14 protein-coding genes and 1 pseudogene are annotated in these 11822 nt (G+C 61.8%); 8 read left to right on the top strand and 7 right to left on the bottom strand.

All coding sequences use genetic code 11. The features are described from left to right. Positions 1-321, top strand: a 321-nt coding sequence (locus P0D89_RS28740; RefSeq protein ID WP_408363129.1) for a hypothetical protein, incomplete at its 5' end; no start/stop codon positions are given. A gap of 111 nt (positions 322-432) precedes the next feature. On the opposite strand, the gene P0D89_RS28735 is transcribed toward P0D89_RS28740, so the two are convergent. Together P0D89_RS28735 and P0D89_RS28730 are read right to left on the bottom strand one after the other, a co-directional pair. After that, on the bottom strand, positions 433-750 hold the full coding sequence (locus P0D89_RS28735; protein ID WP_408363127.1) for a DUF4148 domain-containing protein: 318 nt from the start codon (positions 748-750) through the stop codon (positions 433-435). 67 nt (positions 751-817) lie between these two features. Further along, complete coding sequence (locus P0D89_RS28730; RefSeq protein ID WP_408363125.1) at positions 818-1162, bottom strand: DUF4148 domain-containing protein; 345 nt, start codon at positions 1160-1162, stop codon at positions 818-820. Positions 1163-2028: 866 nt separating this feature from the next. Between P0D89_RS28730 and P0D89_RS28725 the strand changes: the two genes are divergently transcribed. Beyond that, on the top strand, positions 2029-2502 hold the full coding sequence (locus P0D89_RS28725) for a DUF305 domain-containing protein (RefSeq protein ID WP_408363121.1): 474 nt from the start codon (positions 2029-2031) through the stop codon (positions 2500-2502). Then, entirely contained in the window at positions 2502-3980 is a 1479-nt protein-coding gene (locus P0D89_RS28720) for a YncE family protein (RefSeq protein ID WP_408363119.1), read from the top strand. Before P0D89_RS28725 ends, P0D89_RS28720 begins: the two co-directional genes overlap by 1 nt. 130 nt (positions 3981-4110) lie before the next feature. Here the strand turns inward: P0D89_RS28720 and P0D89_RS28715 are convergent. The 3 genes and pseudogenes from P0D89_RS28715 to P0D89_RS28705 form a co-directional block, all read right to left on the bottom strand. Further along, a pseudogene (locus P0D89_RS28715) lies at positions 4111-4767 on the bottom strand (DUF2242 domain-containing protein); the annotation flags it as partial. Between the two features lie 486 nt (positions 4768-5253). Next, the gene (locus P0D89_RS28710; protein ID WP_408363117.1) at positions 5254-5595 is read right to left on the bottom strand and encodes a hypothetical protein; all 342 of its coding nucleotides are present in this window, start codon (positions 5593-5595) and stop codon (positions 5254-5256) included. Positions 5596-5598: 3 nt separating this feature from the next. Next, on the bottom strand, positions 5599-6396 hold the full coding sequence (locus tag P0D89_RS28705) for an alpha/beta hydrolase (RefSeq protein ID WP_408363115.1): 798 nt from the start codon (positions 6394-6396) through the stop codon (positions 5599-5601). Positions 6397-6563: 167 nt separating this feature from the next. On the opposite strand from P0D89_RS28705, the gene P0D89_RS28700 reads away from it, so the two are divergent. The 5 genes from P0D89_RS28700 (at position 6564) to P0D89_RS28680 (ending at position 9431) form a co-directional block, all read left to right on the top strand. Next, the gene (locus tag P0D89_RS28700; RefSeq protein WP_408363139.1) at positions 6564-7511 is read left to right on the top strand and encodes a pseudouridine-5'-phosphate glycosidase; all 948 of its coding nucleotides are present in this window, start codon (positions 6564-6566) and stop codon (positions 7509-7511) included. A gap of 376 nt (positions 7512-7887) precedes the next feature. Next, a complete protein-coding gene (locus tag P0D89_RS28695) occupies positions 7888-8325 on the top strand; it encodes a cupin domain-containing protein (protein ID WP_408363113.1) in 438 nt (145 codons plus the stop codon). 72 nt (positions 8326-8397) lie between these two features. Next, positions 8398-8754: a nuclear transport factor 2 family protein gene (locus P0D89_RS28690; protein WP_408363111.1), complete on the top strand. Its 357-nt coding sequence runs from the start codon at positions 8398-8400 to the stop codon at positions 8752-8754. Between the two features lie 81 nt (positions 8755-8835). Continuing rightward, positions 8836-8982, top strand: a complete 147-nt coding sequence (locus P0D89_RS28685) for an SDR family oxidoreductase (protein ID WP_408363109.1) — start codon at positions 8836-8838, stop codon at positions 8980-8982. 53 nt (positions 8983-9035) lie between these two features. Then, positions 9036-9431, top strand: coding sequence for a VOC family protein (locus tag P0D89_RS28680; RefSeq protein ID WP_408363107.1), 396 nt, complete (start codon positions 9036-9038; stop codon positions 9429-9431). A gap of 39 nt (positions 9432-9470) precedes the next feature. Here the strand turns inward: P0D89_RS28680 and P0D89_RS28675 are convergent, their stop codons facing one another. Both P0D89_RS28675 and P0D89_RS28670 read right to left on the bottom strand, forming a co-directional pair. Then, on the bottom strand, positions 9471-10451 hold the full coding sequence (locus P0D89_RS28675) for a helix-turn-helix domain-containing protein (RefSeq protein ID WP_408377560.1): 981 nt from the start codon (positions 10449-10451) through the stop codon (positions 9471-9473). Positions 10452-10613: 162 nt separating this feature from the next. Continuing rightward, positions 10614-10991, bottom strand: a complete 378-nt coding sequence (locus P0D89_RS28670) for a hydroxyacylglutathione hydrolase C-terminal domain-containing protein (protein ID WP_408363103.1) — start codon at positions 10989-10991, stop codon at positions 10614-10616. Between the last annotated feature and the right edge of the window lie 831 nt (positions 10992-11822).

Here is an 11822-nt window from a genome sequence, read left to right as displayed (position 1 = left end):
GGAGCGGGTGAGTCCGCGCGATTTTCGGCAGCAGCAGGCGTCGTATGGGCGTACGCCCGCCTGAAGGGAGGAGCGCCTGCGCGCGACGTCACGGATGATGCCGGCCAGCGCGAGCTCGGCGAGTTTGGGGGCGGCTATGCGGCACAGCTTCCGTCTAAACGAGGCATTCGCGGGCTGGCTGAGTACGTTGCTGCCGGCAGCAACGTAGTCAGCCAGCGTGCCATCGCGCCAGTCCGCGTGAACGCGTTCGGCTACCTGCACCCGCCGCAGCGACCCCGATCAGGATCGGTGTGGGGCGTGCAATGTTTTCCTGCGCAATGAAATGCGACGAGATCACGACACGCGCCCCGACCTTTAAATGCCGTGTGTCGGAGCCCTGGATCCGTGCGGCGAGCGCGGCTGGCCGCCGCCAGCATGAACGGCCATGCGCGTTCATTGTGCCGGCGAGTTGCCCGCGGGCGAGCTGATTGATGCGTCGGCCTGCGAGGACCCGGTCTGCCCGGTGCCGCCCACAGATCCGGCGGCCAGTCGCTGCGCGTCCTCTGCGGCGACTTTCGCCTCGGCCGCCAGGACGTCAGCAGGGTAGTTGCTCTCGTCGCCCGAGGAAGGGTTGTAGCCGGCCTGCTCGAGCCGCAGCAGTTCAGCTCGAACCTGGGCGCGGGTCAGCGGGGCGGATGAGGACTGTGCGAAACCCGTGAGCGGGCCAGCGAGTGCACAGGCGGCGAGAGTGAGGCAAACAAGCGTCTTCATGATCTGTTTCTCCTTCGGACGAGGTCGGAATCGCGGGTGCGTCCCGCGTACTTGGTGACGGCGTGGATCAACTGCCGAAATACGGCGAGCAGAACCCGGCTGGGCCGACGCAGGACGCCGCCGGGGCGGTGCTGGCGGCAGTGGCGGTGGCCGGCTTGCCGGCAGCGCTCGAGCCTTCCATGGAGGCGCCCGTGCCGCCGTTTTGCAACTGCAGGCGGGCGACCTGCTGTTCGAAGATCGGATTGACCTCGGGGTACGACGTGTCGGTGACGAAGCGCAGGCCCTGCGCTTCGGCCTGGATCAATTCCTGACGGACTTCGGCGCTGGTCTTTTCCTGTGCCGACGCGCTGGTGGCGATGCCGGCGCTGGCGAAGAGGGCGGCCGACAGTGCGATAAGGGTAGTGGCTTTCATTTCGAACTCCTGAATAAATAGGGAAGGGGTGGAGCGTTGTTGTTGTACCTGGGTGAACACATGCAGCCTGAACTTATTCCGCGATTTAACTCTGTCTGCCGAAATTACGCTGTCGTGACCGGCTGCAGTCCATCGCGTAGCAAAGATCGCTAATCGCGCGGGCTATTGAATGCAAACCACGCTGAGATCGACCGTTCGCCGGTATACGTGCCTGTTCAACCACGGCACGAATGTGTACTCGTCGTATGCGTTGCTGCGGATCAGGATCCGGTTGGACAGAACGTTGAACATGGTGAATTTCCTCGTGGCGGTGTGGTGCGGTGCGAGCGGCGCGGCACGATCAGGAGGCTGGAGGCCGCTCATGCCTACGCAAACACGGATCGGAGAGTGAATATTCCGCGGGCGGCAAGTGTGCATCGGCGGCACGGTCATCCCGCGCGGACATCCGACTGAGACGGCGGGGTTCGACAGACTCTGTCTACGGAAGAGTTGAAACATGCGGATGAATCAGCGCGATGCCTGTGTTTGCTACGTGTAGTCCCGTCCAGTGCCAGATACAAAACGACGGCGCGTGCCGCTTCATTCGCCATTCAATCTGGCGCGTTGGCCTTCAATGCTGAACAAGGATGGGCGCCGGGCACTTCTTGCGCTGTAGTCGTTCTGCCGTTGACCGCGCAGATCCGGAACCCAGGTTAAATCTATGGGCAGGAACTAGACTTAATCAGTGTTGGTTTCCTATGAATCCCGTTTGGTGTGAAGAATGGACATCCTCGCTTGAGGAAAAAGTCGTCGCGGTGGATTAATTGGTCTTGCGCCCGTGTTTGCTCCATGAATGCCCATCCGGATTGCGCACAGGAGTTCCGCCCATGCGTTCCTTTCTCCGCCCGCTCAAACGCTCGTCGGCCGTACTCGCTGCCTTCGCAGCGATAGTGGCCACATCTTCTCCCACGTTCGCCGCTGGCCCCGGCACGAGTGCGGAAGAGGCACCGTTTCTCTCCGAAAACGACAAGGCGATGACGAAGATGATGGATGACATGTCCATCAAGCCGACAGGCGACGTCGATCGGGACTTCGTGGCGATGATGGTGCCGCACCATCAAGGCGCAATCGACATGGCGCAGGCCGAATTGCGCTATGGCCACAACGAACAGTTGCGCCGCATCGCCCAGGAAATCGTGGTCGAGCAGCAGCAGGAAATCGTCGCGATGCGGCTCGCGCTGGGTCAGACGCTGCCGGCGCCCGCCCCAGCACCCGACCAGCCGACGCCCGCATCAATCCCCGCACCGGCACATTCGATGTCCCATAGCAACATGCATATGAACATGCAAAAGGAGCCGTGATGAAATCCACGTCCATTGCCGCCACTGCCCTTGCGGTCATCGCGCTCACCGCCGCGCAGTTTGCCTCGGCTGGCCAGGCGCCCGGGTCGCTGTCCGATCCAGATATCCCGGTCGGCCATCATGATCGCGTGTACGCGGCAGAGCAGTTCTCCAACACGGTCTCAGTGATCGATCCCGCGGACAACCACCTGGTCGGTGTAATTCGCCTCGGAGATCCGACGCCCGCCAACTTCAGTCCGCTGTATCGCGGCCAGGTGCTTGTGCACGGCATGGGGTTTTCGCCGGATCACCACACGCTCGCGGTGGTGTCGATCGGCTCCAATTCCGTCACGTTCATCGACACGCAGACGAACGCGATCAAGCATGTCAGCTACGTCGGGCGGTCGCCGCATGAGGCGTTCTTCACGCCGGACGGCAAAGAAGTCTGGGTGACCGTGCGTGGCGAAAACTATGTCGATGTCCTTGACGGCAAGACCTTCGAAGAAAAGACGCGCATTACCGTTCCCGCGGGGCCCGGCATGCAGATTTTTTCGCCGGACGGCAAGTATGGATACGTGTGTTCGTCATTCAATCCGGAGACCGACGTGGTCGCGGTGGCCGACCACAAGATCGTCGGCAAGGTCACGCAGGCAAGCCCGTTCTGCCCTGACCTCGCGGCGACGCCGGACGGCAAGCAAGTCTGGTTCACGCTGAAGGACGTGGGCAGGACCCAGGTGTTCGATGCGCGTCCGCCCTTTGCATTGCTGAAGACGATCGACACCGGTCCGATCACCAATCACGTCAACATCGTGCATAACGCAAACGGTATGTTTGCCTACGTGACCGTGGGCGGCCTGAATCAGGTGAAGGTATTCCGGACCGACGACTTCTCGCAGGTCGCAACGATTCCGGTCGGCAACCTGCCGCATGGCCTCTGGCCGTCAGGCGACGGCAGCCGCGTTTATGTGGGCCTCGAGAACGCCGATGCGATGACCGTGATCGATACGCTGAGCAACAAGGTCATCGCCAACGTGCCGATCGGGCAGGCGCCGCAAGCAGTGACGTACGTGCCGAACGCCGTGCCGGAAGGCGACGGCGCTCAGAACACCCAACCGCTCGGGTTGGCGGGGCAGACCACCCATCTCGCGCTGATACCGGTGGGCACGGGCAAACCGGCGGACGCCGCGAGCGCCCCCACCACCGTCACTCTGTTCGATCAGGGACTGGTGCAGGTTCTTCAGGCGGCCGTCACCGGGCTGCAGCCGAAGCAGCCGTACGTGCTGGGCGTCTCGGACCAACCCGATGGCAGCGCCAACGTGGAGCCGCTGGCCAACTTCATGACGAACCCGGCCGGCGCTGCGATTGTCAATGCGCTGGGCCAGATTCGCCAGGTGGTTGCACCGGGAGTAAGCACGGCGGGCGACAGGCGCCGTTACCTCGTGATCGCTCCGCAAGTATCGGGTAAGCCGGGCGCGCCGGTCCAGGTGCAGGCGCTTTAAGGGGGAGGGGTTCCCTTCGTGCGGAAAATGACGGAAAGCCGCTTCAGCAGCCGGTTGGCGGCATGAGAAAACTTTCGCTCCATACGGCAATTTTGGTTCGAGCGCACGATACCCGCGACGCTTACCTTGCGCTCGTCGCCTTCTCCGGTTCACTGTCTGTCTGCGCTGCGCCGATCGGCGGCACGGCGTCGTTCATCGACGGCAGCGTCGTGTCCTTCGGCGCGGCAGCAGCCCCGACGGCGGCTTGCTGCGCGGCGTTGGCCTTCAGGTAGTGCTCGACTAGCGCAAAGAAACGCTGATAGAAAACGCCGGCAGGAATCGTCTCACTCGCAACCTTCACCATCGAGTCATCGCTCGAGCCGATCGGCAGCGACAGCGATCCGAACACGCTCAGGCCGACGCTCGCCGACGTATTGCTCTTCTTCAGCGCATAGCGATCTTGCACCGCGTTCACATATGCGGTGCTGCTGTTGCTTTTGGGGTCGTCAGTTGTGCAGACCACATGGATTTCGATCACTGCGTGCGAATCGCTGGTGGGCTGGAAATTTTTTGAGCCATCGACCGAATCGGCCCTCGTCGAGCTCGCGATATATCCTTGGCTGAGCAACGCACGGCGGGCGGCTTCGCAAGCGGGCTCCGCCTTCGAGGCGAACTTGTGCGTATAGGGGCTATCGCTTGCGTCGAACTGTTCTTGCTGATAGAGCGGCTTCGGCGTCGAGCACGCAGACAGTGCGCTCGCAAGCGCAAGCACGAAAACCGCAGAGGAAAAGCGGAACTGGGTATGCATGGCTTAATAGGGTGGATGGATCGGCTCGCGCAGTGAAGGGGTCCGATGCCAGAAGGTCAGAACGCCGAATGCTCATGCGCGGCATGAGAGGGACACATCACGCGGCCAATCTGAAAATGAACGGGGCTCGCCATTATAATTTTCTTTCCCTACAACAACCTTCGACTCCGTCGTGAGCGCAGATTCGTCAGGTTTGCGGCGGCTGTGGCGAGCGGATACGAGGGACGCATGGTGCGGATCATACGATCGAGAAAAGGGCGCAGTGCCTTTCCATGTCAGTCGGGCGCACTAACGTCTTCAGTTCTGCTGGCGGCGTGGCGTGTCTCCGGGCACGCGCTGGCCGACGGGCTATCGCCTACGCCCGCATGCATAGACAATACGGAACAGACGCGGCAGCGTGGCGACTTTCGGCCGGACGCGCGGGCAGGCAAATGGCGTGAGCGCGGGGCATGGTTGCGGTCCCGGAGAATCGTCGCGCAGTGGCGATCACCGCCCCGTCAGCATCCGGAGGATTTTCTGCACGATGCGCTCATGCTGCTCCAGCGCTTCATCGAGCGTACGTGCTCCGTAGCTCCTGTTGTCTCGCGCTTCCAGTCCGGCGATGCGCGTCACGAACAGCGAAACCTCGGCGGTTTTCGGTTCGGACACACCACGGAATCGGGTCGTGACCGTCACACCGGATTCGTCCAGCAGCGTGCGGCGGAAGATCAGTTCGTTCTCAGTCATCCAGCGCGACCACTCCTCGCGGTCGAACACCTCGACAGGCCTGTTCTGCGCATCCAGGACATAGACGCGTTCCGGGCTGGACGGGACCGACCGTGCTTTCATATTTCAATGCGAAGGCGAGAGCAGGAAGTCGGTCGCCTCCCGCCACCAGGTTTCGTCGACGCGGCCAATCCAGTCGTTATGTTCAGCCGCCTTCACCACCATTAGTTGTCTCGGTTCGGCCAGCGAGTTGAAGAGCGCTTCGCCGAAGCGCGGCGGGACGATGCTGTCGCGTTCCGCAACCACGACGAGAACAGGGCGGCCGAACGACGCCAGGTGAGTCACGCTGTCGTATCGGTCGCGCAGCAGCCACTTCACGGGCAACCACGGATAGTGGTAAGCGGCGACGTGCTCGAGTCGATCCCATGGCGTGATGAGCAGCAAGCCGGCGATCTTGTCGCGTTCACGCGAGCCGGCCGCGGCCGCCACGCCGGCCCCGAGCGATTCGCCGATGAGCAGCAGCGGTGCCCCATAGAGGCGATGCGCCAGCGCGATGGTCTGTTGGGCGTCGTCGACCAGACTCTCTTCGCCTGGCGCGCCGGCCCGCGGCCCGTAGCCTGGATATTCGGCGAGAATCACGCGCAGCCCGAGCCGGGTGAGCGCTGCGGCATAGAACGAGCGGTGTCCGGCATGCCCCGCATTGCCATGAAAGACGATGACCGTGGCGCGCGCGGATCCGGCCGGCTCGGCCATGAGGCCCCGGAACGCCTCAGGTGTCGGCCAGGCGCGAAGTCCGCCGGAAGCGACGTCCTCGATTGTGGCCTTCTCAGGGAAGTAGAGAAAACGATCCTGCAAGATGGCGACTCCGGCAAACACGATCAGGCACGCAACGGTGAGTCGGAGCATGATCCCGGTGAATTTCATCGTCTTGAGTTCGATCCATCGGTCTTTTCCGCAGCGCACCTAGTTTAGCGCGCATTCGCCACCGCTCATATCCTCGCTGCGGGAGCAGGGCGCCCCACGCTTGCATACCGAACCGTGGATCAGCCTCGTGCTGCATACTTGTGAATCACGCCGCCGAAGGCATCGACATGGTTACCGATCTTGCACACTCCTGGTTGATCTGCAGCGCGCCTGTGGCTGCTGCACAGGCCGCCGGCCGTCCGCTCGTGGCCCTGGAATCGACCATCATCGCCCACGGCATGCCCTACCCAGAGAACGTTCGCACTGCGCGCGAAGTGGAGGCCTTGATCCGGGACGTGGGAGCCGAGCCCGCGACTATCGCCCTGATCGGTGGGCGAATCCGCATCGGCCTCTCGGATGACGAGCTGGAACTGCTCGGCCGCTCGGACCAGGTTCACAAGGTCAGCCGCCGCGACCTGCCGGGCGTGCTGGCTGGCGGCGGGCTCGGCGCCACGACAGTGGCTGGCACGATGGTATGTGCCGCCCTGGCCGGCATCGAGGTCTTCGTCACGGGGGGCATTGGTGGCGTGCATCGCGGCGCGCAGGAAACCTTCGACATCTCGGCCGACCTGCAGGAACTGGCGCAGACCTCGGTAGCGGTGGTCTGTGCCGGTGCGAAGTCCATCCTGGACATTGGGCTCACGTTGGAATACCTGGAAACGCACGGTGTGCCGGTGCTCAGTTGCGAGCAAGACAATTTTGCCGCGTTCTACACGCGCGACAGCGGCTTTCGCGCGGACCTCAGGCTAGACGACGCAGCGGAGCAGGCGCGCTTCATCCGCACCAAGTGGGACCTGGGCCTCGCGGGCGGCGTGGTGTTGAGCACTCCTGTGCCGGAATCGGCAGCGATGAGGGGCAAAGAGATCGACGCGCTGATTCAGCAGGCGCTCGCCGAGGCCACGGCGCAAGGAATCACCGGTAAGGCCGTGACCCCCTTCCTGCTGGCTCGCATCAAGGCACTGACGGGTGGACGCAGTCTGGCGACAAACATCGCGCTCGTGAAACACAATGCCGAGGTGGGGGCCAGGCTGGCGTTAGCGCTGACACAGGCAGGGCGCGGGGCGAGCGCGGCGTAGCCGCCGGGCGTCCGCTTTCCACCCGGCTTCGCCGTCGGTCACATGCGTCGCCGGTCGGACGTTCAGGCGTCGGCTCCGCGCCGGTAAGCAGCCATTCGACCGTCAAAGACGAGCGCTCCTTCGCCGGCCGTGGCCGACACTCGAAGAGCGCTGACGAGCGGCTTCACGCCGCGAAACGGCCGTTACCTTCCCTGTCACACGACGCGATCCTGTCATCGCCCTGGTTCGCTGAATGCGCCCATACTATCCATGCACTGGCAGGCAAGCGGACCTGCGCTATCGGGCAAGCGCTGCCTGGGTTCTCGGCGGTATCGTTGTCTCGCCCCGCAAAAACTGCCGGCCCGTTTGGGGAGCGGCAATATCACAGGAGACGATCATGGAAATCAAGCCGAAGGTTCGTGAGGAATCTGTTCAACTGAACGATATCCCCTGGAAGGCGTTCCCCGATGCCCTTTCCCAAGGCGGCATCCGCTGGAAGATGCTGCACGCCTCTCCCGAGATGGGTGCCTGGACGGCGATTTTCGACTGCCCGGCCGGCTCCTCGTTCAATGCCCACTTGCATGTCGGGCCCGGCGAATATCTTCTGACAAAGGGCCGCATGGATGTCCGCGGCGGTGCCGAGCACGGTGGTGACACCGTCGTCGCTCCTGCATACGGGTACGAGTCCGCGAACGCGCGGCACGACAAGACGTATTTCCCCGTCGACAGCGAGTTCTACATGACGTTCCTCGGCCCGCTGTCATTCATCAAGGAAGACGGCACGCCGATCGTCGTCGTGACGTGGGACGAAGCGCAGCGCGCCTACGCGGCCTAAGCCTGCGCTGATGCGAATGCCCGCGACAGCCCGTTTGCGGGATCTGCAACCTGTTTTTTGGAGACATTGAACATGAGCCATGATTCAGCACAGATCGATGGTGCCACCCAGCAGGTGTTCGACCATCATCTCGGCGCCTTCGCTCAAGGTCTGGACGAGCTTCTGAAAGACTACGACGACAGCTCGACTATCATCACGCCGGACAAGACCTATCGTGGCAGCGCGCAGATCCGCGCCTTCTTCAAGGCGTTCCTGGAAAGCGCGGACCCCGGATTCTGGCCAGCATTCAAGCTCACGAGCAAGAGCACGGCCGGCGAAGTCGCTTATATGGTGTGGGAGGCAAAGCCGTGGGTGACGCTTGCCACCGATACGCTGGTCGTCAAGGATGGAAAGATCGCGGTGCAGACCTTCACCGCCTTCTCAGGCTAAACGCCACTCACGCCAGTCGGCAGGAACCGTCCGGACTGGTTCGATCTCATATGTTATAGAGGATTACTACATAGTGTAGCGGTGATCCAACTGAAACGCTGGGGAGAAACCGAAGATATCGCGCACCTCGCGGTGTTTCTCCCGTCCGACGAATCGCGCTACATCCACGCCGATCTGATCCGGATCGATGGTGGCGAAACGCTTTGCCGGCTCTCCGTGCAAAGGTAACAGCCGACGTGGATCTGTCCACGTCGGCATTCGCATATTCTGGAAGCAAAAATTTGGCCAAGATCATTCACTCCATGATCCGTGTTCACGACCTTGACCGGTCGTTGCAGTTCTACAAGGATGCGCTCGGACTCTCGACCAGCCACCGCCTGGACTTCCCCGACTTCTCGCTCGTGTATCTGCGCAACGAAGAGAACGACTTCGAGATCGAACTCACCTGGAACAAGGGGCGCGAGCCAGCCTACACGCATGGCGATGGCTACGGGCACGTCGCTGTAGCCGTAGCAGATGTCGAATCCGAGCACGAGCGGATGGCGGGGCTGGGCATCAATCCGACCGCGGTGAAGGAATTCAAACGTGGCGACGAGATGCTCGCGCGCTTTTTCTTCATCCAGGACCCCGACGGCTACAAGATCGAGGTGCTGGAGCGCTCAGGGCACTACGTGTGATGCGGCGCGGTGGCGAATCAGGCGCGACACCGCCGCGTGTCAGACAACCTCCGCGCCCGCCGTACCACTCAGCGCTGCGCGGCGCACATCGCTGGGCGAGCCGCCATACTGCTCCCGGAAAGTCCTGCAGAAATGGCTTACTGAATTGAAGCCCCAGCGGAACGCGATCTCGGCAATTTGCACACGCCGGAAGGCGGGATCAATCAGCGCCTGCCTGCATACGCGCAGACGATTGTTCAGGATGAATTCTGAAACGGTCAGATCGCTGCGCTGGAACAGCATGTGCAAGTAGCGAAGCGAGATGTTGTTTGCCTCCGCGATGCGTGTCGGATTCAACTCTTCGTCATGAAGGTTCCGCAGGATGAAATCCTTCACGCGTTGCAGCATTGCTGCACTCGCATCGAATATCGCCGAGGGCTGTTGGCCCGAGAGGGCAATGCCAAGAAGTTCGAGCGTGGACCGGCTCACAGAAGCCTGAACACTCTGGTCGAGGCTGTCGATCTGGTTCGACAACGCCAGCAGGTGGACAGCCAGCAGCGAGCCGACGCCAGTACGGCTTTCGATCTTGCCACCCGAGGGCGGCTGTTTTCGCTCCGGCAAACGCTCCCGCATCAACGTCCAGGGGATCATCAGCGTCACCTTGTGCAGCCGTTCAAGCACTTCGAACTGCACCACTTGATCGGTCGTCCACACCACGAGGTCGCCCGATGTCACCTCCACCCCGGAATCGCCAATCTTGAACCGCTCACGGCCGCCCGTGGTCAGTTGAACACCAACATACAGCTCGTCGTCACGGCGTACCTGACCGCGCGTCCGTTGTCCGACGCAAGGGTCACATACCGTTTCAACAATCCCGGCGCCGGCGAAGTCGTGTTGCTTCACACGCGCATAGAACGTCGCAGCCAACCGTTGCGGAACCTGCCAATCCCTGTAGCTGTGGCTCAGCACATCCTGCCAGGCGTCTGTGCGATCGCTCGTAGGAACCCGGTCGATCGACCATTCGGTGAAAGTATTTTGCAAGTCTGTCTCCTGTCTCTAATCACAGCGCCTCTTCCATTGGAGACGTTTGCGCCATTTCTTGAAGGTACACGCAATGACCCGGCCCTGGGAGGAGGTGCTACCCGCATCCGCTCAGGTTTGCTGCATCGCACCCCTGCCAGATCTGGGCGTATCGGGAGTACGTCAGTAGCGACGGCGACCAACGTTGCTCGATCGGAATGGCCTCTTCGACGCTGAAAAAATCCTTCCAGCCACGTAGCAGAATGAAGCTGCGAGCAGATTCGGCACCGGAACGTTGAACTGATCGATCAGAGCCGCCCGGATCTCGGGACTATGCACGCGAAGAAACGGATTGATCGCCAATTCATGCCGGAGCGTGGACGAAAACGTAGGCGCTCCTCCAGCTCGGTATGCGCGGGCTTTGTCGTACCACTCGCTGACGTCAGTTTGCGAAGGGTTACACCGAAGTGAAAACTCAATGCTGGCGAGCGTGTACTCGTGCGCGCAGTGAATGCACGTCGCCTGGGGCAGTTGCGCGAGTTCGTCCAGGGAGGCAGGCATCTGCTTCGCGGTGCCTTCCGGGAGCCTTCCGCAGCCACTTGCGAATAACGTATCGCCACAGAAGAGATGGGGCACCCCGACGCTTTGACCGGCCCCGAAAAACGCGATGCGATCATGGTGTGTCCCGGGACCTCATCACGGGCGCCTGAAAAACCGGCTCTTTAAACATCACACAAAAGCCGTGTCCGACGTGAATGGAACCCCGGCCTTGCATGGGCCGGTAACACCTGAGCGAGCGGGCTCTCTCCATTTTGGTTCTCTTTGTGGTCCTACCCTTGCTCCACAGTGCAAAAGGAGTTGAACTTGCGCGCACCGCCATTTCGCAACCCCGATTCGACTACTTGGGCCTTCCCGGCAGTTGATTGTTGTTCCTCGTGCCAGCCACGGCGAACCTCGCCATCTCTCGGGCTTCGTTGAAGACGGCGAGCGTGCCTCATCTGTCTGCCTTCGCTTCAACCTTGGTGCGGCACTGCATGTACTTGAGCGGAACGACGCGAATTACTGGAGACGTGAGCCCTGTCGCCAGTGCCAGGCGGCGCTTTCGGACAGCGACATGCGATAACCGCGACGGTCATCGTCAAGCTATAGCAGTTCGACTCTGACGAAAACACATGGCACCACAAAGGCGTCACAGCGAGTGCGCTATACGGCAATCCTCCATGCACGGAAACGCAAACAGCACTCCGCCACGACTGCTACCTTAACTACTTCGGTTCGCGCGGGTTCGCACTAGCGACCCATAGGCCGAAACCCGCCTTGGGGGAAGTGAGATGCCTCACCAAGCCAGGCGCGAGGCAATTCTTGATGCACCCGCCCTTCAATCTCAGGAGA

The sequence above is a fragment of the Paraburkholderia sp. RL18-085-BIA-A genome, from assembly GCF_046027075.1.
GTDB lineage: Bacteria > Pseudomonadota > Gammaproteobacteria > Burkholderiales > Burkholderiaceae > Paraburkholderia.
This window is presented reverse-complemented; position numbering and strand designations above follow the sequence as displayed.